The organism is Microcoleus sp. MON1_C5, assembly GCF_036701875.1.
In the GTDB taxonomy this organism is placed as follows: domain Bacteria; phylum Cyanobacteriota; class Cyanobacteriia; order Cyanobacteriales; family Microcoleaceae; genus Microcoleus.
In genome coordinates, this window is sequence record NZ_JAUBRN010000002.1 from 102,964 (window position 1) to 125,675 (window position 22,712).

14 protein-coding genes and 1 pseudogene are annotated in these 22,712 nt (G+C 46.5%); 7 read left to right on the forward strand and 8 right to left on the reverse strand.

Translation table 11 applies throughout. From position 1 onward, the window contains the following. Positions 1-213 precede the first annotated feature (213 nt). The 3 genes from QUA71_RS01710 to rnhA form a co-directional block, all read right to left on the reverse strand. A complete protein-coding gene (locus QUA71_RS01710) occupies positions 214-678 on the reverse strand; it encodes a DUF3037 domain-containing protein (RefSeq protein ID WP_333281437.1) in 465 nt (154 codons plus the stop codon). Beyond that, positions 656-1,444, reverse strand: coding sequence for a HipA family kinase (locus tag QUA71_RS01715; protein ID WP_333217453.1), 789 nt, complete (start codon positions 1,442-1,444; stop codon positions 656-658). The genes QUA71_RS01710 and QUA71_RS01715 overlap by 23 nt, the downstream gene beginning before the upstream one ends. A gap of 246 nt (positions 1,445-1,690) precedes the next feature. Next, positions 1,691-2,608, reverse strand: coding sequence for a ribonuclease HI (gene rnhA, locus QUA71_RS01720; protein WP_333281440.1), 918 nt, complete (start codon positions 2,606-2,608; stop codon positions 1,691-1,693). 81 nt (positions 2,609-2,689) lie between these two features. On the opposite strand from rnhA, the gene QUA71_RS01725 reads away from it, so the two are divergent. After that, positions 2,690-7,696 (forward strand): CHAT domain-containing protein, encoded by a 5,007-nt coding sequence (locus QUA71_RS01725; RefSeq protein ID WP_333281443.1) that lies wholly within the window; start codon positions 2,690-2,692, stop codon positions 7,694-7,696. A gap of 501 nt (positions 7,697-8,197) precedes the next feature. On the opposite strand, the gene rph is transcribed toward QUA71_RS01725, so the two are convergent. Both rph and QUA71_RS01735 read right to left on the reverse strand, forming a co-directional pair. After that, entirely contained in the window at positions 8,198-8,917 is a 720-nt protein-coding gene (gene rph, locus QUA71_RS01730) for a ribonuclease PH (protein ID WP_333281446.1), read from the reverse strand. Positions 8,918-9,048: 131 nt separating this feature from the next. Beyond that, positions 9,049-9,615: a nucleoside monophosphate kinase gene (locus QUA71_RS01735; protein WP_333281641.1), complete on the reverse strand. Its 567-nt coding sequence runs from the start codon at positions 9,613-9,615 to the stop codon at positions 9,049-9,051. Positions 9,616-9,972: 357 nt separating this feature from the next. On the opposite strand from QUA71_RS01735, the gene QUA71_RS01740 reads away from it, so the two are divergent. Next, positions 9,973-10,500 carry a P-loop NTPase family protein gene (locus QUA71_RS01740; RefSeq protein WP_333281449.1) on the forward strand — a complete coding sequence of 176 codons (528 nt, stop codon included), beginning with the start codon at positions 9,973-9,975 and terminating at the stop codon, positions 10,498-10,500. A 112-nt stretch (positions 10,501-10,612) separates the two neighbouring features. Here QUA71_RS01740 and QUA71_RS01745 read toward each other — a convergent pair whose 3' ends face one another. Then, positions 10,613-10,792, reverse strand: a complete 180-nt coding sequence (locus tag QUA71_RS01745) for a hypothetical protein (protein WP_006633030.1) — start codon at positions 10,790-10,792, stop codon at positions 10,613-10,615. Positions 10,793-11,092: 300 nt separating this feature from the next. Further along, positions 11,093-12,592, reverse strand: a complete 1,500-nt coding sequence (locus QUA71_RS01750; protein WP_333281453.1) for a GUN4 domain-containing protein — start codon at positions 12,590-12,592, stop codon at positions 11,093-11,095. Positions 12,593-13,201: 609 nt separating this feature from the next. On the opposite strand from QUA71_RS01750, the gene QUA71_RS01755 reads away from it, so the two are divergent. Further along, entirely contained in the window at positions 13,202-14,653 is a 1,452-nt protein-coding gene (locus QUA71_RS01755; protein ID WP_333281456.1) for a hypothetical protein, read from the forward strand. A 13-nt stretch (positions 14,654-14,666) separates the two neighbouring features. Here the strand turns inward: QUA71_RS01755 and QUA71_RS01760 are convergent. Further along, a pseudogene (locus QUA71_RS01760) lies at positions 14,667-14,808 on the reverse strand (transposase); the annotation flags it as partial. A gap of 872 nt (positions 14,809-15,680) precedes the next feature. Here QUA71_RS01760 and QUA71_RS01765 point away from each other — a divergent pair. The 4 genes from QUA71_RS01765 to nusA all read left to right on the forward strand — a co-directional run bounded on the left by QUA71_RS01765 (position 15,681) and on the right by nusA (position 22,641). Then, positions 15,681-18,506 (forward strand): ATP-binding protein, encoded by a 2,826-nt coding sequence (locus QUA71_RS01765; protein ID WP_333281459.1) that lies wholly within the window; start codon positions 15,681-15,683, stop codon positions 18,504-18,506. Then, positions 18,503-19,894 carry a response regulator gene (locus QUA71_RS01770; RefSeq protein ID WP_333281461.1) on the forward strand — a complete coding sequence of 464 codons (1,392 nt, stop codon included), beginning with the start codon at positions 18,503-18,505 and terminating at the stop codon, positions 19,892-19,894. The genes QUA71_RS01765 and QUA71_RS01770 overlap by 4 nt, the downstream gene beginning before the upstream one ends. A gap of 712 nt (positions 19,895-20,606) precedes the next feature. Then, a complete protein-coding gene (rimP, locus tag QUA71_RS01775) occupies positions 20,607-21,074 on the forward strand; it encodes a ribosome maturation factor RimP (RefSeq protein ID WP_006633025.1) in 468 nt (155 codons plus the stop codon). Positions 21,075-21,351: 277 nt separating this feature from the next. Then, positions 21,352-22,641: a transcription termination factor NusA gene (gene nusA / locus QUA71_RS01780; protein WP_333281464.1), complete on the forward strand. Its 1,290-nt coding sequence runs from the start codon at positions 21,352-21,354 to the stop codon at positions 22,639-22,641. Positions 22,642-22,712: the final 71 nt, after the last annotated feature.

Genomic DNA, 22,712 nt, shown 5'->3' on the forward strand with positions numbered 1-22,712 from the left:
TATTAACCGCAGATGACAAGGGATTGACGCTGATTCACGCAGATGAACAGAAGAGAGATATGAATAATTCCGATGCGAACAGATTTGATATTACCAGTCAGGAATTTTGCTCTGGCGTTCTCATTTTTAGCTAAAACAGCTTGAGGATGCTTCGATTCTGGCTGTTTTCGGAACTCACCAAGCTCACAGCAGCATCTAACCGACAAGCTGACGCTAACTAGAGTGCGATCGCATCTCCTGAGTATCAATTCCCGCCGCTAGCAACCGAGCGTTTACAGAGGGTTTTCGGCAAGACGGTCGCACCATTGTATCGAGCAAGTGTTCGATCGCACCCGGTAGATTCTGGCAAAAACCAGTGTGTACCCGCGATGTCTGAACGATCGTACTGCGGGGTGCTACGAGCCAGTGAAAGCGCTCTCTGTGGGGAAGTTGACCGATCGCGCCAGATTCCTTGCCGCCTGCACAAATGATGGGAATGACTGCTAGGTGATTGCGAATCATTTCCAAATCCAACGTTGAGTCGATCGCCATCAAGCGCTGTTCATCAATTTCGATACGGGCTTCGAGGAATTTTTTCGTACCGCAGGAAACGATCGCCCCCACGTTGATAAACTCCTCGCGCTCGACTTTGGGAACGACGCGGATAATGGCGTAATCATACAGAAATCGATCGGGCACTAATCGCCTCCTCCAAAAAAATATGTGGTGATTCTAGCCGATTTAGCAGGTACTCGATATAAGCATCCCGATGTTGGTTGCTATCGCTGAAAGGAGAATCTCCCACCAGCCAAGTATCAGGAATTAGTTTAACGATGTTGCGAATGATTTCCGGCGTTAGCCTTTGAGTCATCTTTGAATTTGCCGCTTCCAGCGTACTGGCAAAACGCAGCAGAACGTGGTCTTTGATTGGGGGGAAACGATCGCGGCTGCGCGAGAGATAATCTTTCCAGGTGTGGTGGAAGTAGAGGGCTGCACCGTGATCGATCAGCCAAAGCCGGCGGTGCCATACCAGCATATTTGCATTGCGCGACGTGCGATCGATGTTGGTCACAAAAGCATCGAACCAGACGATTTCTGAGGCCAGATCCGCATCGGACTTCCCCGCTATCGGGTCAAAAGTGATCGAGCCGGGGAGATAGTCGAGGGCGAGGTTGAGGCCAGCACTTGCTCGGATCAAATCTTGAATTTCCGGGTCAGGCTCAGTCCGAGCCAGTTCGGGATCGAGTTCCACAAAGACGAGTTCGGGGATTGGGAGCCCGGAGGCGCGAGCAATCTCTCCCGCCACTAGCTCGGCGATCAGAGATTTGGCTCCCTGGCCCGCACCGCGAAATTTGAGCACGTACATACCATCATCATCTGCTTCGACGATCGCGGGTAGCGACCCGCCCTCGCGTAAGGGAGTGACATATCTGGTAGCAGTGACTGTTCGCAAGCTGATACTCATGCTATTTTAGATTTTCTATTTGAGATTTTAGATGCAAAATCACTGATTTTATGAGGGTTTGGAGTACGGGCTTACAGACAGTTGGATTCTTTCTTTTAACTGGGACTGATGTTAAGTAGTCTGTTTACTAAACTGATGACTAAAAGGACACAACAATGTTGTGTCCCTACGGAATTTTGCCAAATCTTGCTTTGAGACAGTCATTAGTCATCAGTTATTAATCAACTAATAACTCATGACTAACCACTAATCAGTTGTACTAACGTGGTCAATTCTCTCTAATTGCCAGAGAATTTGGTTGCCTTCGCGTCGCACCCGCGAAACTACCCAATTCCGCCAAACCCAGTTGTCTCCACGACTGGTGACAGCGCTGGCATTTACATCCATCAAATCAGCCAGTTCAGAACTGGTAATCAAGTAGCCTTTCGTCGCAACCTCGTCGGCGATGTGCAACGTTTCGATCAGATTGCGGAGGTCTTGAACCCTCACCTCGCGGGGCAAGTTCTCCAGGGTATCGGCAGTTGAGTCCATCATGGTAGAGTTGGAGATCGGAAGGTCAGAAGTTATGACATAGGATTCTATCGTTTTGTTACCAGTTGTGTCCGTTCCTTCCGAAACAATTGTGTTTTCCGAACCTAGAGGCGGTGTGGCCGCGCTGACAAAAGTGCCCGCCTGAGTCTCACCTGCAGTTGGTTTCTGCTGTTGCAGTTCGGGAGTGAGATTGTGGGAGAAGCTGCGGGCGATTTCATCGCATCTGTCGTTGTAGAAGTCGCCGGAGTGGCCGCGGACGTGTTCCCACTTGATTTGCCGGGAATTGAGCTTGTCTAGCCGGTGCCAGAGGTCTTGGTTGACAACATCTTTACCGGTTGAGGTTTTCCAGCCTTTATTTTTCCAGCCTTGAATCCATTTAGTGATGCCGTTCTTAACGTATTCGCTGTCGGTGTAAACAGTGACGGGTTCGGTTTGACCGGAATTGGCAAAAAATTCCAGCGCAGCGACTGCCGCCTGCATTTCCATGCGGTTGTTAGTAGTTTGGGGGTCTCCACCCCCGAGTTCGTGACAGTTGCCGTCGGCGAAGCAAACTACTGCACCCCAGCCACCTGGGCCTGGGTTGCCGGAACAAGCGCCGTCTGTGTAGAGGCTTTTGATTTTGGGAGTTGTCATGAGCGAATTAATTTGTTATTTAGAGGTAACTTGTTTGCAAGTGCGATAATTAAGGCAATTGAGATAGTTTTACTTGCTGCTATGAAAAATGCCAGCTTAAAGATTAAAAAGGTCGGGCTATTTATTTGTCCCTTTTCTTTGTTAATTTTTAATACTTTCGCGCAAGCACAGCCCATAGTGCCTGCTGCTGACGGTACGGGTACTGTTGTCACCCCCAGCGGCAACCGCTATGATATCAACGGCGGCAGTTTGTCGGGAGACGGCGCGAATCTTTTTCACAGTTTTGGGCAGTTTGGCTTGAATGAAGGTCAAATTGCTAATTTTCTGACTAATTCGGCTATTCAGAATATATTAGCTCGAATTGCGGGCGGGGACGCTTCGCTAATTAACGGTTTAATTACTGTCACGGGCGGCAATTCTAATCTGTTTCTAATTAATCCTGCGGGGATTGTGTTTGGCCCGAACGCGAGTTTGAATGTGCCGGCGGCTTTTACTGCAACTACTGCGAATGGTGTCGGTTTTGGTTCAAATTGGTTTAATGCTGCGGGTACAAATAATTTTAGCGCCTTGGTGGGTACGCCAAATGCTTTTTATTTTAGTGCGGGTGTACCGGGAAGTATTGTTAATGCTGGCAATTTAGCGGTGACTCCGGGGCAAAATTTGGCTTTGGTTGGCGGTACGGTTGTTAGTACCGGGCAGTTGTCGGCCCCGGGCGGACAAATTACTGTTGCTGCTGTTGGGGGCGGAAATGTTCTCCGCATTAGTCAACCGGGGCATTTGTTGAGTTTGGAAATAGCAACGGGCGGAAATGTTGGTAATTCTCCACAAACTTTGAATCCTGTTTCTTTGCCGCAGTTGCTGACAGGTACGGGTCAAAATCAGGCGGCGGGTGTTGCGGTTGCGGATGACGGTTCTGTGCGGCTTGTGGGTTCTGGTTTGCAGGTGAATTCTGGGGATGTGGCGATTGCTGCTAATGTGTCTGGGCTGCCGCAGTTGAATGCGGGAAGTGCGAATTTATGGGCTGCGGAAAATCTCACGTTAGCAGGCGCTAGGCTGCAAACTACGGGGGATTTGAGTTTGCTGGGTGGGGATGCGGTGCGGGTCAGGGACAGCGCCCCGAATCCTTTTTTGGCGCAGGCTGGGGGGCATTTATACATTCAGGGATCTCGCACTATTGATATTCTCACTCAAAATGCGATCGGCGGCTTATCTCTTCCCCCGCAATTCCAAAGCGGCGGCAATTTGAGTTTGGTTAGCAACGGCGTTATTTCGGGGGATTCCCACTTTGTTTCTGGTGGCAATTTTTCGATTCGCAATTTGTCGGGAATGCCGGGAAACTTTGTCAGTTTATTTGACCCGATTATCAGTTCGGAAGGAGATGTTTTCTTTGGAGATTATACTGGTGTTTCGCTGAAAGTCGAGGCGAAGGGGAGCATTGTTGCCGAGGATATTACAATTACTGGCCCCGATAGTGCATTGGGTAGGGAAAATGGGAATCCCGACGATCCAGATGTTGCTATTTTAACCAGCAGTCCGGCCTTGATTCTGCGGGCGGGAGTGCAAAATCTGGCAAATTCTCCTAATGTTCCTAATTCTCCTACGGATACTCCGGGTGATAATGAACAACCTATTCCTTTAGGTGACGATGCAATATTTACTCCGGCGTCTATTTTGTCGAATAATTTGATTTATGTTGAAAATATTTCGGCTGGCGGGCCGGTGATTTTGTCAGCGCCGGGAAGTATCGCAACTAGAGATATTAATGGCGGTCAAATTAATCTGGAAAGCAGGGAAGCAGGAGTGATTGTTGGGGGCAGATTAACGTCTAGTTCGACAATTAATATTCGAGCTAATGACAATATTATCTTGACAAGTGACATTTCTCGTGCTGATATCAACGGCAGTATTAGTCTGAATACGGTTCGGGGTAATATCGTCACAGGAGCGATCGATACTGGGACTTCGGGGGCGATCGAACTCAGAGCTTTTGGCAATGTGAATTTTGGGACTTTGCAGGGTTCTCAAGTTGATATTACCAGTAACTCCGGGGCATTGGGAGTTTTGACTGATGCCAATATCATTGTGCCTAATACAACACCAGTCAATATTACAGCAACTGAGAATATTAATTTGACAGCTTTTAGGGACTTAACAGTAGGTAATCTCACCGCTGCGACTGTCAATGCTAGCAGCAGCAATGGGAGTGTTAATACGGGTGCGATCGCTACTTCTGGAGATGTCAGAATTCTAGCGGGACAGGAAATCAACATAGGGGCAATAACTGTTAATACTGTCGTCACAAATCCAGTTAATTCCCTCATTTCTACAGTAAATTTGGATGCACAAACTAATATGAATCTTGCATCGATTAACGCTGGCACTGGCACTATTAATTTGAAAGCGTCCAGCGATTTAAATGCAGGGAGTTTGCAAGGTGGAGACGTTGAAATCAATAGCGCTCAGGGAAATATTGCGATCGGTAATACTACATCTCTAGGGAATATTAATATAATAGGTTCGGAAAATGTAAATTCCGGGGATGTGCGGGGAGTTGGAGTTAATATAAATAGCAATACCGGAAGTATTAATATTGACACCGCGACAGCAACAGAAAACACTGTCAATTTAACAGCGCTGCTAAATGTAAATTCCCGGGATTTGCGGGGAGTTGGAGTTAATGCAAACAGCAATGCGGGAAGTATTAATATTGGCAATATCGACGCCACAACAGGAAATGTCAATTTGACAAGTTCTGGCAATGTAAATTCCGGGGATTTGCGGGGTGTTGGAGTTAATGTAACTAGCAATACGGGAAGTATTAATATTGGGAATACGGACGCTACAACAGGAAATGTGAATTTAACCGCGCCGCTTGATGTAAATTCACGAGACTTGCAGGGAGTTGCAGTTGATGTCACTAGCAGCAGGGGAACAGTCAGCACTGGTAATATAAGTGCGGCCGAAAGTGTCGGAATTTTAGCGGGGAACCAAATCGCAATTGGGCGAATAAATGTTAATCCTGTTGTTAGTGCCGATCGCACTTCTACAGTAAATCTTAACGCTCAAAATGATATCAGTGTTGCATCGATCAATGCTCCGGGCGGTAATGTTGAGATCACAACTCCGGGTTTAGTTCGAGTGACGGGTACTTTTGACCAAAACGGCACTCCTCTTAGCGTCTCGACTCTTGGTGGCATTCAACCGGGTACAGTTACGATCCGCCACGGCGGCGGCGATGTCAATCCGCCGACGCCTTTTGCGGTGGGAGATGCGACGACTAACGGTACTGCTGGGGCGATCGCCAGCAATGCTTTGGGTACGATTACTCAGGGCCAATCGTTCATCAATTCTTACACTCAAGGCAATAGTGCGATCGTCACTACCAATCAACCAACTAATCCCGACATTCCAACTAATCCCGACATTCCAACTGATCCCGACATTCCAACTAATCCCGACATTCCAACTAACCCCGACATTCCAACTAATCCCGACATTCCAACTAATCCCGACATTCCAACTAATCCCGACATTCCAACTAATCCCAATAGCCCTAATAATCCCAATAATCCCAATAGCCCTAATAATCCCAATAATCCCAATAACCCCAATTCGCCCCCCATATCACCAAGGGATAGATTGCCATTTGATAGAGGGCGCTCGCTTTTCCCCGAACCCAACCAACCCTTTAGTCGGGAACAGCTGCAGAACCAAAACAGAATATCGCGAGATATAGGAAAACCCGGAGACAGGATGCCGCCAGAAAGAATGCAATCTCCCAGAGGGCTGAGAAATTTCATCAATTCAAATATCAGAGATTCAGTTATTCAGTCAGCATTTCGCGGCGACATCGGCAGGAATTTGGAAATCGGCAATATATCGGCCGCTTTGTCTCTGCTGGACAAATCTTTCACCCAAGAATTCCGGGAATATTTGGGCATCAACATCAGCGACGAGTTGGTATCCCCAGAGGAAACCCAAAAAAAGTTAGCATCCCTGGGCGCAGAAACGGGCACGAAACCCAGCTTAATTTATCTGTTCTCGCAGCCGGAAGAATTAAATTTAATGCTGATCACTTCTTGCGGTGAAGTGGTTCACAAAAGTGTACCGGCTGCGAACCGGCAAGAACTGCTGAAAGTTGTAACTCAGTTCAGGGATGAGATTACCAAACCGGGAGTGCGGGCTACTACGAGTTATCTACCATCTTCCCAACAGCTTTATAAGTGGATGATTGCGCCTTTAGAGGACAGTTTGAAAAAGTGCGAAACCGATACTATTTCCTTTGTTGTCGATCGAGGTTTGAGAGGTATGCCCTTTGCTGCTTTGCACGACGGACAGCAATTTTTGGTGGAAAAGTACAATCTCAGCCTGATGCCCAGCATTAATTTAACAGATACTCGCTACGTCGATCTCAGAAATTCTCAAGTTTTAGCAATGGGTGCCTCGGAATTTTCAGAGTTGAATCCTTTGCCTGCAGTTCCTGCTGAAATAGCGGCTATTTCCCGAGAGTGGCCGGGAGTTAGTTTTCTGAATGAGGATTTCACTTTGGATAATTTGAAGCGACAGCATCAAACCCGACCTTTTGGGGTTATTCACTTAGCTACTCACGGCGAATTTCGACCTGGAGCACCGAATAATTCTTTTATTCAGTTTTGGAATAGTCGGCTGCGACTGGATCAATTGCGGGATTTGAGATTGAATGATCCGCAGGTGAATATGTTAGTTTTAAGTGCTTGTCGGACTGCGGTGGGAGATGCACAGGCGGAGTTGGGTTTCGGGGGTTTGGCGCTGCAAGCGGGGGTGCAAACGGCTTTGGGGAGTTTGTGGTACGTGAGTGATGAAGGTACTTTGGGATTGATGAGTGAGTTTTACCAGCAGTTGAAGACGGCGCGAATTAAGGGGGCGGCCCTGCGACAAGCGCAAATTGCGATGTTGCGGGGAGATGTGCGTTTGGAGGGTGGCCGATTGCGGGGTTTGAGTCGGGGTGAGGGGGTGGAGTTGCCGAGTTCGCTGCAAGGGTTTGCGGATTTAAAGTTGTCGCATCCTTATTATTGGTCGGCTTTTGTGATGATTGGGAGTCCTTGGTGATTGGTGATTAGTGATGAGTAATTTGTTATTGGTTGGATATCACTGATTTTTCGGGAAAACTCGATCGCCCGCAAGCCAGCAAGTTCTCAGTGCGATCGGCCTTTTCACGATTTTTTATGCCGAGTCCGCCATCACACGATCGCTTGATATCGTTTCCGGTTGCACCGGAATTATTACAGCGGTTCCCGCTGTATCTCCAAAAAAAACCTGAAACCCAAGTTAAGCCTAAGCTAAAATCTAATTTATTGAGAAGTCTAATGAATAAATTATTCAGTCCTCTTTTAGAGGACTTGCGCTATTAGCCAGGGGTTTAAACCCCTGGCGGTATTTGGGGTTAAGTGATATTTCGGTTTAAGTTGACACCAATCAATGGGCATTGACATTTCCCTAGAAAGGCTTACTGTCGCACTTGCACCAAAGAAACCCGGTTTTTACCAAATCTGCTGACTGAAACGAAGTATTATCGTAAAAACCCGGTTTCTTGACTCCCATGCGTAAGTCCTAGTCAACTAAAGCTTGCCGCTGAGCCTCCAACAATTCTTGAATCCCGATTTCTGCCACATCCAAAATTTGATTTAACTGACTCCGGCTGAAACTTCCTTCTTCCGCAGTTCCCTGAATTTCGATGATGTTCAAATCTCCATTCATTACCACATTACAATCAATTTCAGCCGCCACATCTTCAAGATAATTCAAATCTAAAAACGCTTCTCCTTCCAAAAGTCCCACAGACACCGCCGCTACTTGACGAATCATGGGCGATCGCTCTAACTCACCTTTTTGTACCAACTTATTCAAAGCGTCAGCCACAGCCACAAACCCGCCAGTAATTGAAGTTGTGCGAGTCCCCGCGTCCGCTTGCAAAACATCCGCATCCACAAGTATGGTGCGTTCCCCCAATAGTTGCATATCCAAGCACGATCGCAAACTGCGCCCAATCAACCGCTGAATCTCTTGAGTGCGTCCCGATAATTTCATAAATTCCCGCTCTTGTCGCTGCGGCGTAGAACCAGGCAACATTCGGTATTCCGCTGTTAGCCAACCTTGTCCGGTATTCTCCAGAAATCTCGGCACTCCCGGCTTGATTGTAACGCTGCAAAGTACCTGAGTATCGCCACTTTTTGCTAGCACCGAGCCGCTAGCAAATTTAGTAAACTGTCGATCGAAACTAATCGGACGAAGTTGATTGGGTCGTCTGCCATCTGGACGCTGGAAAGACATAATATTTAGGTGATTGGTAATGGGTAATTGGGCATTAAACAATTAAAATAGGATATGAATATTCCGGCTTTTTTTGATTGGGTAAATATGCAGTCATTCAATCTAAAATCTAAAATCTAAAATCTAAAATGCTATGACGATTGACCTTTAGCCTCGATCAATTGGAGAATATCCTGCTGGACTTGTTCAGGCGATCGATCGCCATCCACAGTTAACAGTTTGTTGCGGTATTCATAATACTCTAAAAGAGGAATAGTGCGTTCGTGGAACAAATCGAGGCGACGCTGTAAAATTTCAGGGTGGTCATCCGATCGATCGCGCTCGATCGACCTGCTGAGCAAAACCTCGATCGGCACTTTCAGCCAAACTGCCCAATCTAGCTCCTGCGCCAACTCCTCTAATAAAAAATCCAACTCCTCAGCTTGAAAAGCAGTTCGCGGATAGCCCTCCAACACCCAGCCATTAAAGACATCCCACAGCAGCAGCCGGCGGCGAAAGAATTCAATCATAGTTGCGTCGGGAACTAATTCCCCTCTTTCGACATAAGACACCGCCCGCTTGCCTAAATCTGTGTCTTCTGCGATCGCCTCCCGTAGAATGTCCCCCACAGCCAGCAAAGGAAGGCTCAAATTGCTGCACAGTAGTTCAGCCTGAGTTCCCTTTCCCGCTCCTGGCCCTCCCAGAATCACCACTCTCACAGTCCCTGCTCCTAGTGCCGCGACATTCAAAATTTTACGCGATGTGTGTACCTTTTCTTAAAAGCCCTGGACGCAGCGAGACTCTCATCACCTTGGTTTTTCACCCTATAACTGTATAAATGTCAAGCTCCAAGCCGTATTTTGGTAAAAAACCCCGTTTCTGTGTAAGTGCTAATAGAGTTCAAAAATCGCACAAACGACTGCGAATGCCACTGCAGCTAGCTTTTGACAACTTGTATATATAGTGTTCGATCCGATGTGCACTCGGCCCCGTACACTATATATTGTCAAGCAGGCTTCAGCCACGCCAAGGTCGGAGCTGCACTCAAGACTTAGTTGCTGATTAAATATTGCCCTATGGTTGCTCAGTTACAAACCCCTAAACTAAATTTAAACCACAGCTTGCCCTACACAGTTCAAGGGCTGGTGCAAGTCTTTACAGGCCCGCACCGCTGCTTTTTTACCAGTGTCATGGCTCAGGCCCTCCGAATTGCAGGACAGGGAGCTCCCGTGCTAGCGGTGCAGTTCCTCAAAGGGGGAATTAATCAAGGGCATCAGCATCCGGTGCGGCTGGGGCAAAATTTAGATTGGGTGCGCTGCGATTTGTCACGCTGCATTGAGAAGGCCGATTTAGATGAGCTGGAGACGCGATCGCTCCAACAATTGTGGCAGTATGTTCAAAATGCAGTGCGCGAAGGTCGTTATTCCTTAGTTATTCTCGATGAATTGAGTTTAGCGGTTAATTTGGGCTTGATTCCCGAAGCCGAAGTGGTGGCATTGATTGACAACAAGCCGCATCATTTGGATATGATTTTTACCGGGCCATCCATGCCGCAAATAATTTTGGATGTAGCCGACCAAATTACTGAAATTCGCCGCAGTTAAGGACAATAATTCAAGTTGCGAGATCCTTTTTAGCGCTCGCATTTTTTATGTAAAAAAATAGGCGATCGCTTAGCTCAAAGAGCGATCGCACGCTATCAATTTAGCAGCGACGTTACGATTGAACTACCGGATCGAACACAACAGTCAATCGATCGGCCGGCACCATCCGCTTGAGAATTTTCAAGTGACCGTCTGCATCAGACCAACTGCGAAACTCACCCACAACAACCTTTTCCACATTTGGAAGCGAGCGAACTATAGTCCACGGCTTGAGACGTTTTTCTTGCAACATAATATATATCTCCTTGGTAAATTGGAGCCAAAGCCAGTCCCCATGCTTTGGCAGGGCCGAGGACTGGCTTTTGACTTTGTAAACTTGCCCTTCTCTAAGAACATAGCACAAAAAAAATAGTTTGTGATTATATCTTATTTTCCGCTTTCTTTATACCTAATTCCTACATGACAAATGATTAAACTAAAAACTTGTTAATTCTTTAATTCGCAACTCAAAACTATTTCATGACTAACACTTGGACTACACTTGGGGTGCAGCGTGACTAATAAATTCTGCCTTCTACCTTCTACCTTCCCTTTACAAATCCCGCCGTGACAGCAGAAACCAGATCCCACCCAAACCCAAAACACCGCACAAAACCCCGCCTTCCCACCCAAAAACAGTCCCCCCCGGCAAATGTCCAGGCTTTGCTTTAGAAGTAAAATTCAGCTCCGAATAGTATACCCACTGGCTGTTAACCCGCCAGCCCACTCGATCGCCAAACTTCTCCCAAACTGTAGCATCATAAACACCAGCCTTTCCTCCCGACTTTACCCACAAACCCTTTTGCACAGAAAAACCAAATCTGCGGTGACTGTGCCGCACCCAAAGTTGATCGATAGTCTGCAAATCCTTAGCGGGAAACTTCCTAATATCTTCCTCGCTCAAATAACCGCGTGAAACTTGCTGCATCACCTCCAGCATTTTCACAGAAGTTTCCTCATCAGCACCCCGCCAATTTTTAGCAGCCAGCAGCCTTGCCAAGTGAGAATAATCAATACCTTTTTCGGACTCTAAATTCACAGAAACTAGCGGAGGATCAGTCACCGGTTGAGTCGGCACCGAAGGACTAATGACAGTTGCCTGCTGCGACTTTTCGAGCACAGGGACAATAACAACAGGAGGTTTTAAAGCATCCAAAACTTCGACAGCCGATTTGTAGCGATCTTTAACATATTCCTGAATCAACTTATCCAAAACCTGACCTAAATCCTGGCTAATTTGTGTTCCTTTCGGCAAAGCCTCCCTCCAAAGCCACCGGCCTTCAAGCGGATCGTAAAGGTCATCGTGAATGTCTCCATAGATATCCAGGTAAGGCATAACAGAAGTCAGCAAGCGAATGCAAGTCACCCCCAAACTATAAAGGTCGCTAGCAGGAACAGCCCTACCGTGACGCTGTTCTAGAGCCGCGTAGCCGGGAGTTCCCAACTTAGTTCCCGTTTTGGTAGGAGCAGCAGCTACTACCTGTTTAGAAACCCCAAAATCTATCAGCACTAACTTACGATCGCGAGCTCGGCGGATCACATTCTCAGGTTTAATATCGCGGTGAATTACATTTCTGTCGTGAACAAACTTCAATAAAGGCAACAAATCTAACAGCAGTTCGCAAGTTTTAATTTCGCTATAAGCACCGTACTTTTCTAACTCATCCTTTAAATTATAGCCATCAATAAACTCTTGCACTAAATACAAGCGCCCATCTTCCTCAAAATAAGAAATTAACTGAGGAATTTGCGGGTGCTTCAGTTCGTATAACCGCCTTGCCTCTTGTTCAAACAGCCGAACATATTTTTTAAAATGACCGGGCTTCCGCTGAAACTCTTGAGGGGGAGACAACTGTTTAATCACGCACAATTCCTCAAATTTCCCATGATTAACAGCTCGGAAAGTCCTGCCAAATCCCCCGTCACGCAGCGGCTCAGTTGCTGCATAAAGGTCTTTTAGCAGCAGCTTTGAACCACAATTAAGACAATACTTTGTGCCTGGTGGGTTCTGACGCTTGTCTCTTGGGCAATCGAGATTAAGGCAGTATGTCATATATTAAAAAAATGCCAACAAAATTATACTCAGGGTTTTATATTATTCAAGAGTCCGATCGCGAGCTGGTTTTTGTAGAGGCGAAACCTCGAACCTTACGGAGGCGGCCGCCACCCTCGCGATCGGAGGGGGCGCTCTCGCCAGACTGCCCCTGAGCAAGTATAACTCTCTTAAGGGTTTGACCTCAAACTCGAAGTCCACATCTAACCTGAGACTCCGATCCGTGCAATACATTTGATTTAGCGGCCAAATAGCCCGTAGATCAAACAGAAATAGTAATTTATTACCAGCCCCGTGAGCTCTGCAACGTCAAAAAAACTGAGGATTCCGCCTGAGATATAATTTTATTGCCAGAGAGAAGCACACTAACGGGAGCCACAGGTTCCGTCAAGTTCGATCTAGTTTAATATTTTACCCGTATAATTTTTAACTTAACCAGGCATAATTAACAATCCAAAAATTCCCAACAAACGCACGTTAAAATCAATACTAGCTTCCTCGATCGCAATCCGAGCCAGACCAGCCACTTAGCCAGTTTTCCCTGTTTCCTTTTTTCAGCTATTACCAGTTACATCTAATTCGATCGGTCTACTTAATTAGGAATCGCCAGTGACACCAAAACTACAGCCCTCTCCCACTCCAAAATCCCGCAAAAAATCACCAAAAGTACCCTGGTTTGAGCGGTTCATGGCACTGGTCGCCCTAGGAAATTTAAGCCTAGTATTATTTGACATAACTTACGTCCCCGGTCGAGATTTCTACCTCCGGCAACTGCCAGTTCTAACTCAAGTATACGACCCATTTAAAGGAATTAAACCCCACCGAGACACCCAGCAATATCTGGAAACCTTAGAAGAATTAAAAATTCAAGTAGTGCAAACAGGGTTGCCCTCTCCCCAAGTAGCAGCCAAATTGCAGGAAATAAACAATCTGAGCGCGAAAATGATCGACGAAGATCCCTTTCGAGTAGCATCAAAAAGTGGCACCCTAGAAAAAATAAAAGACCGGATGCGCGATCGCATCCCGAATCCGCAAGACTCCGCTAAACAATCCTTCCAAAGATTCTGGAGCCAAGACTATTTAAACAAACAAGGCTGGCAAAAAGAAATCAAGTGGTTTGATTCCAAAATCAAGCCATTAATCGCCACCAACTATTACCGCGAGATTGGAGAAAACGGCGAATTCATCGATAACTTTTGGCAAATCGACCTGCCATTTATTGCCATATTCGCGATCGAATTTCTAGCCCGTACCTACTTGATCACCCGCCGCCACCGCAGCGTCACTTGGCGAGCCGCCATGCTCTGGCGATGGTACGACATCTTCCTGCTGCTCCCATTCTGGCGCCTGTTGCGAGTATTACCCGTCACAATTCGCATCCACCAAGCCAAAATGCCAGATCTCCAACCCATACGCACCCAAATCAGCCGAGGTTTCGTCGCCAACTTCGCCCAAGAATTGACCGAAGTTGTAGTAATTCAACTCATCAACCAGATGCAACAATCAATTACCACCGGCGAACTAACTCGTCAACTCTTTCAATCCCAAAAACAGCGCTATGTAGACATCAACAATATCAATGAAATAGAAGCGATCGCCACCCATCTCGTGCAAATAACCGTCTACAAAGTCCTCCCCCAACTCCAGCCAGACCTAGAAGCCCTCCTCCGGTACAATATTGAAACCTTCCTCAAACAATCCCCCCTGTATGAAGGATGGAAGCAAGTACCCGGCCTGGGAAACCTGCCCGGACAGCTAGCACAGCAATTAGTTGCAGAACTCTCCAAATTAGTCACCCTCGGCCCCCAAGATGCCTACGAAGCCTTCAAAATCGCCAGCGAAGACCCCATAAGCATCAAACTCTCAAGCCAGCTAGTCCAACATTTCGGGCAAGCTTTAGGAACCGAACTGCAACAGCAGCACACCTGGCAAGAAATACAACTGCTGCTGTGCGACTTCCTAGAAGAGTTCAAAATCAACTACATTCAGCGGTTGAGCGAAGAAGACTTCGAGAAAATTTTAGAACAAGCCAAAGAACTGCAACGGATAGCCCCGCGTTAGGGCGTGTCATCACTCGGAAGTCCCCAAACCGTTCGGGCAAGTCTCCCCAGGCGATGCCCGCTCGGTAGCGGTACAACACCGCTTCCACGAACAACCGATTGTAGGCCGACTGTCCCACCCACATAACCTTCACATCCGCGCAACAAATCTTTGATCCTTTCCCACTGTTAATCCCGTAGGGCATAACGGCGGCTTGTCCTGCCGATCGAATCCTTCTAGTCGGCTGTATCTCTCCTTTACCTTCCTTTACCTCAAGTGATGACAAACCCTAGCCTCTCGGATTTGAAGAACCTTAAAATCCTTGGCAGCCCTCTGTTCACCTCTAGTACCAAATTCACTATTAAGCTGAGATAGTTTCCCAGAATTAAAAGAATAGCCCTAACCCTCTTCTGTGTCATAATCCCCTCTGCTGCACCGCTCTACTTATTTTTTTCTTCCCCAGTTAGCAATTAGCAATTACCCTGCTGTAACTCCTGCAAATGAAAGTTGCTGGAATTGTAAAGTTTCATGTGCGATCGGCATTCTCTACGAGAGTCATCTGCAGAGTTGTGCATCAAATCTTCAGCGCGGTAGCGAGTTAGACCGCCGTTACGGTTCTCAGCGGCCTAGCGTGTCATGTTTTTAGCGAGAAAGGTCAATTTTTTTAGACGTATATTATATCAATTTATATGTAATTTTGATGAAGTTATACTTTTTATACTCAATCTGTAAAGTAAAGTTAAAAAATACTACAAATAGCTCTCAACCAAGTAATCTATTAGATATGATTGCTAACTGGTTTCCTCAAGGCTAAAAATATTTATAAAGGCTAGAAAAAAATAAGGCGCGTCAGTATCTTTAGTTAGCTTTTATTATAACGATATCAGAGAAAATACGTAAGTAGCGATGCTTGTTTAAGCAAGTTACTGTCTCAAACTTTTCACTAATTATTAGAGATTGCTTTTCAATATATATTTCCTCAGCCTCATTTCACTAAATCCACTGAGATTTTTCAGCCAACTCGTTACCCCAGGATTAACACCAATCAATGTCACAGACCTCTGCAACCCCTTTCCTGTCAAACCGTTCTAAAAAAAAGGTGTCCCTGCGCCTGATTTTAGTATTCCCATTCGTTCTGCAAATATTTGCCGCCGTCGGGCTGACAGGCTGGCTATCCTTACGCAACGGGCAAAAAGCAGTCAACGAAGTTGCTAGCCAATTGCGGAGTGAAATTACGGCCCGCATCCAGCAGCAGCTCAACACATACCTAGATACAGCCCCTCGGGTCAATCAATTGAATGCCAATGCCCTTCGGCTAGGATACTTAAATCCCGAGGAATTGGAGAGTACGGAGCGCTATTTGTGGGAGCAGCTTCAAGCCTTTCCTTCTCTGCCCAATATGGGTTTTGCTACTAAAAGTGGAGAGTTCATTGCCATTGAACGGCAAGAGAATGGCAAAGTAGTTTTTAAAATAGCAGACAAAGAGCATCGGAATGAACTTCATATTTATGAATCTGATAGCAAAGGCAATCAAACGAAGCTCTTAAAAGTCTCCCCCAACTACAATATACTCAGCCGTTCATGGTATAAAGACAGTGTACGCTTGGGCAGGCCCACATGGAGCGAAATTTTTTCGCTTATAGGTCAGAAAACGCTCTCGCTTCCTGCCGGACATCCAGTTTATGACGAAAGCGGCGAACTGCGCGGGGTATTCGTTGCTAATTTTCTGCTCTCTTTCCTCAGTGACTTCCTGCACAGCTTAAACATCGGTCGTTCGGGACAGACATTCATTATGGAACGTTCTGGACTCCTAGTAGCCAGTTCAACTCTCAAAGAATCATTTATCACCAACAATGGCAAACTCGGTCGCCTGAATGCTTTAGACAGCACAGATGATTTAATTCGGCTGACAACAGCGCATTTAAAAGAACACTTTGGCGACCTTACTAAAATTAATAGCTCTCAGCAATTGGATTTTACGATCGCCGGTCAGCGGGAATTCCTCCAAGTTATGCCCTTTCAGGATAGCCGAGGATTGGACTGGCTGATCGTGGTCGTAGTTCCTGAAAGCGATTTCATGGAGCAAATTAACGCCAATACCCAGACTACCATTTTGTTATGTTTGGGAGCATTGGCGCTGGCTACCGTTTTGGGAATCTTAACCGCACGCTGGATTACCAGCCCGATTCTCCGTTTGAGCGCAGCTTCTAGGGCGATCGCCACTGGCGACTTAAAGGAAAAGGTGCAGGTAAAAGGCATAGAAGAACTAGAAGTTTTGGGTCAGTCTTTCAACCTTATGGCACAACAGTTGCGCGAATCCTTTGAGGCGCTAGCCAAGACCAATTCCGAGCTAGAACTCCGAGTAGAAGAACGCACCGCTGAACTGACGGAAGCCAAACAAATCGCTGATACTGCCAACCAAGCTAAAAGTGAATTTTTAGCGAATATGAGTCACGAATTGAGAACGCCACTCAATGGAATTTTAGGATACGCTCAAATCCTAGAACGCTCAAAAACCATTGCTCCGAAAGATATCCAAGGCATCAGTATTATTCACCAGTGTGGTTCCCACCTGTTAACCCTGATTAATGACATCTTAGACCTCGCTAAAATTGAAGCTCAGAAATTGGAACTGTACGCGAAAGATTTCCATTTTCCTTCCTTTTTGCAGGGAGTCGCGGAAATCTGCCGCATCCGAGCCGAACAAAAAGGAATTGCTTTTGTTTATCAACCCAGTTTGGAAATTCCTGCTGGCATCTACGCTGACGAGAAACGCTTGCGACAGGTACTAATTAACTTACTGAGCAATGCAATTAAGTTTACAGACTCAGGACGAGTGACTTTTAAGATAGAAAATCTGGAAAAGGGGACAGGTGAAAAGGTACAAACCAATGAGCAAAAGCCAGCCTCACCAATTCACAAAATTAGGTTTCAAATTGAAGATACTGGCGTGGGTATGACACCCGAACAATTAAAAAAAATATTTTTGCCTTTTGAACAGGTAGGAGACAGCAAGCGTCAGGCGGAAGGAACCGGACTCGGTTTAACAATTAGCCAGAAAATTGTCGAAATGATGGGTAGTACAATTCAAGTAAAAAGTCAGTCAGGAGTCGGCAGTGTTTTTTGGCTAGATTTGGATTTACCGGAAGCGGCAGACTGGGCAAATACAGCCACGGTTGCCAAGCAAAGAAAGCTGGTTGGCTACCAAGGTAGAAAGCAGAAAGTTTTGGTTGTGGATGACAAATGGGAAAACCTCTCGGTTATTGTCAATCTGCTGGAACCCCTCGGCTTTGAAGTAACCGAAGCTAAAAACGGTCAAGAGGGTTTAGAAAAAGTAGAAGATTTTCAGTTCGATTTGATTATCACTGACTTGGTGATGCCAGTGTTAGATGGCTTTGAGATGATGCGCCGTATCCGAAATTTGCCACACTATAAAGGCGTGGCAATCATTGCTTCATCTGCCAGTGTATTTGCTACCGATCAACATAAAAGTTTGGAGGGAGGAGCCAACGATTTTCTCGGTAAGCCAGTGCAGGCAGAAGAGCTATTTGAGATATTGCAAAAGTATTTAAAACTTGAATGGATATATGAGGAACGAAAAAATGAAAAAATCAGCGCTATTCCTTTTTCATCAGATCCTCAATCACTTTCTGAATCTACCTCTGTAGTGGCTCCCCCGCCAGGAGAAATGGAACTTTTATTTGAACTGGCGATGAGAGGCAACGTGAAAGGAATTGTGAAGCGCAGTGAGCACCTAGAGAAGTTAGATCAGCAATTTGTGCCCTTTGCTGTTGAGCTGCGCCAGTTAGCTCAAGGCTATCAGGTCAAAAAAATCAAAGAGTTTATTACATCTCACAGAATAGAAAAAGAATGAAGCCAGCAAATATGGAAACAAGTAGCATCTTAATCGTCGATGACAATCCTAGCAATCTGGACGTGCTTTCTGAAGCTTTAGCGGGTTCAGGATGGGAGATCTTGGTAGCAACTGATGGCGAAACTGCCATAGAACAGGCTGAATATAGTCAGCCTGATTTGATTCTGTTAGATGTGATGATGCCAGGAATTGACGGGTTTGAAACCTGTCATCGGTTGAAGGCAAGTCCGTTGACGAACGAAATATCCGTAATTTTTATGACCGCTCTTTCTGACATAGGAGATAAGGTCAAAGGCTTTAATCTAGGGGCGGTGGATTACATTACTAAGCCCTTTGAACAACAGGAGGTGTTAGCTCGCGTCAACCTCCATTTAAAACTGCGTTCTTTGACTAAAACTCTCGCAGAGCAAAACCTAATGCTGAAACGGGAAATTGAAGACAGGCTCGCAGCAGAAGCAGCGTTACATCAGCTCGCACAGGAGCTAGAAAAACGGGTGGAAGAACGAACTGGTGAACTTTCTCAAGCTTTGGAGAATCTTAAAAAAGCTCAAGTGCAAATCGTTCAAAGTGAAAAGATGGCTTGCCTTGGTCAACTTGTAGCTGGGGTGGCTCACGAAATTAACAATCCAGTTAGTTTTATCTCCAATAATCTCCCTATTGCCAAGGAATATATTGCCGATTTGATCCGGATGGCTCGGCTTTACCAGCACAAGGTTACTTCGACATCAGAATTTGAGGATAAGTCCCAGGAGATTGAGTTAGATTTTATTGTTGAAGATTTGCCAAAAATTCTTGATTCAATGGCGGTCGGAACAGAGCGACTTTACAATCTTTCTATGTCACTGCGTAATTTTTCTCGCTTGGACACATCGGCACTAACGCCAGTGAATATTCACGAGGGGCTAGATAGTACCTTATTAATTTTAGGGCATCGACTGAAACCTAAAGGAAGTTTTCCAGGAATTGCAGTGATTAAAGAGTATGGGGAATTGCCGCTAGTAGAGTGTTATCCGGGGCAACTTAATCAGGTATTTATGAATATATTGGCGAATGGAATTGATGCTTTAGAAGAGTCTACGATCAGTTGTCCGCTGTGCGGGGAAAAGAAACAGGGCAATGACACTCCACAGATTCGGATTTGCACTGAAATGCTTCAGGGCGGCAGAGTGGTGATTCGGATTGCTGATAATGGGGTTGGCATAACTCAGGAAGTAATGCAGCATTTATTCACGCCGATGTTTACTACTAAATCAGTAGGTAAAGGGACAGGTTTAGGCTTGTCTATTAGCCGTGAGATTGTAGAAGCAAAACATGGTGGTACGCTGACCTGCATTTCCTCGCCCGAAGGGGGGGTAGAGTTTGTAATTGAGCTTCCTATTCAGCATTAGTAATGGGGATTTTTTCTGGTGAATCTTAGTTTGGCTGTTTTGTAAATATACCGTTAATTTAGCGATCGCCCCTGTCTAATCTACCCATCACCATCACTGTCAAGCTCTTCACCCCCTATCAAGAAGCACAGGGCTTGTCCCAACTGAAATTAGAATTTCCTAAAGAAACTCCCGTATCGCAAGTCCTAGAACGCCTGAGTGCCACTGCGCGCCTGTTCTAGGATCGATCGCACCGGCTTCGGTATCAACCAGGAATTTGCCCTCGCCCCACCCCACTGCAAAACGGTGATCGAGTCGTCCTTATTTCCCCTGTCAGCTCTCCCCTTCTGCCCTCGGACAGTCCGCCGATGCCGGTTCGGTTTGTCACCGGGCGGGCGATCGAGCTAAACTGAGAACTGAGGCCTCCCTTCGATCAGAAGAAGTCCTCAAACTTCTTGGAAGAAATTGTTTTACCTAGGAGTGGGTCAAGCCCACTTTTTTTGTTGCATTAGTCGCAGGAAAAGAGCTCAGGGCGTCTGACTTGCAAGTTGAGGACTGATTTAGTAGGGGTACCCCCCCGCTTGAGATCCCCTGCTGGGATGTTGGGTAAGTCCCAAAGTTGAAGACGAAAGTCGCAGCCACCTAATCAAACCACCTCAAAGCCAAGCAATCTCAACACCAAATTTTTCCTTGCCCGTGTCCGAGTTTAGGAGTTTTAACTGAAGTATTCGATATGACTCATCCCCTAATCCCACAAATCATAGACTTAGCTACCCCCGTTGCGGAAACACTGGGATTGGAAGTAGTGGGAGCAGTGTTTCACACCAACCAAAATCCTCCCGTCTTGCGGGTAGACATCCGCAACCTCCAACAAGACACTGGTTTAGCCGACTGCGAGCGCATGAGCACAGCCCTCGATGCTGAGTTAGAGGCAGCCGACATCATACCCGATGCCTACGTGCTAGAGATTTCCAGTCCCGGAATATCCCGATTGCTCAGCAGCGATCGAGAATTCATTACCTTTAAAGGTTTCCCCGTGACAGCCACAACCACCGAACCGGACTCGCGAATCAAAGAGTGGAAAGGACTACTCCTGGGCCGGGATGAAACAGCGGTTTATCTCAATCAAAAAGGGCGACAGGTTAAAATTCCCCGCCCTCAGATTGTCAAAGTTGAACTAGACGAAGGAAAAAAGATGTAAAGGGAAATTTTGAGTTTTGAGTTTTGAGTTTTGAGTTTTGAGTTTTGAGATTGCCTCGCAGCAAGCTGAAAACGCTTGGCTGCGAGTTAATTTTTAACAATCATATCTGTAGCAGCGGGTTGAATAGGAATAACAAATAAATTGTTACAGCACCGAGTTCCCCTAATCCTATCCAGTAACTCATCACTCCTCTGTCATCACTTCTGCTTGAAAATTTCCCATTACCAATTACCGATTACCTGTTACTTATTACCACAGCAAAAAAGGAGTGTTTTATATGTCAATGGTTCCCCTGCCCGGACTAAAAGAAATGGTCGAAGGTATTAGCAAAGAACGCAATTTACCCAAACACGCCGTCCAAGCAGCCTTGCGAGAAGCCCTGCTCAAAGGATACGAACGCTACCGCCGTACCCAAAAACTCGATCACTTCAGCGAAGAATACTTCGACAACTTTGATGTAGAACTCGACGCAGAACAAGAAGGTTTCCGCGTTTTAGCCAACAAAACTATTGTCGAAGAAGTCATCAATCCCGATCACGAAATCTCACTTTCTGAAGTGCAAGAAGTAGCCACGGAAGCTCAACCGGGCAGCATCGTGCTCGTAGACGTAACACCAAATCAAAAAGAATTTGGTCGCATGGCCGCGATCCAGACCAAACAAGTTCTCGCTCAAAAACTGCGCGACCAACAGCGCAAAATGATTCAAGAAGAGTTTAAAGATTTAGAAGAAACTGTTCTTCAAGCAAGAGTGCTCAGGTTTGAGAGGCAGTCGGTGATTTTAGCAGTCACCAGCAGCTTCGGTCAGCCAGAAGTAGATGCCGAACTCCCTAAGCGCGAACAGTTGCCCAACGACAATTACCGGGCAAACGCTACATTCAAGGTTTATCTCAAAAAGGTAGGCGAAGGCTCTACTAGAGGGCCACAGTTACTTGTTTCTAGAGCCGACGCAGGTTTGGTGGTTTACCTGTTTGCTAATGAAGTACCAGAAATAGAAGACGGGGTGGTGAGGATTGTCGCCGTAGCCAGGGAGGCAAATCCGCCATCCCGGCACGTCGGCCCCCGGACTAAAATAGCAGTTGATACTCTCGATCGCGACGTAGACCCCGTAGGAGCCTGCATCGGAGCGCGGGGATCGCGGATTCAGGTAGTAGTCAACGAATTGCGCGGCGAAAAAATCGACGTGATCCGCTGGTCTCCAGACCCCGCAACTTATATTGCCAACGCTCTGAGTCCCGCTAGAGTAGATGAAGTGCGTTTAGTTGCTCCAGAAGGCAGGAGAGCTCACATTTTGGTCGCTGAAGACCAACTCAGTCTTGCCATTGGCAAAGAAGGTCAGAACGTCCGCCTCGCAGCCCGCCTAACCGGTTGGAAAATCGATATCAAAGATATTGCTAAGTACGATCGCGCCGCCGAAGACAGCAAATTGGCAGCAGAAGCAACTAGGCTCGAAGAACTAGAAGGCGACTACGATGCAGACGAAGCGGGCGACTACGACGGCGACGAGGAAACCGCAGAATTTGAGGAAGAGGAGGCAGCCGCCACGGAGGAAACCGAAGCTGCAGTCTAAAAACTGTGACATTTACAAGATTTTCTCTCTTCGGGAGACCAGGAGGACTTGTCCCCTACTCCCCCCTCTCC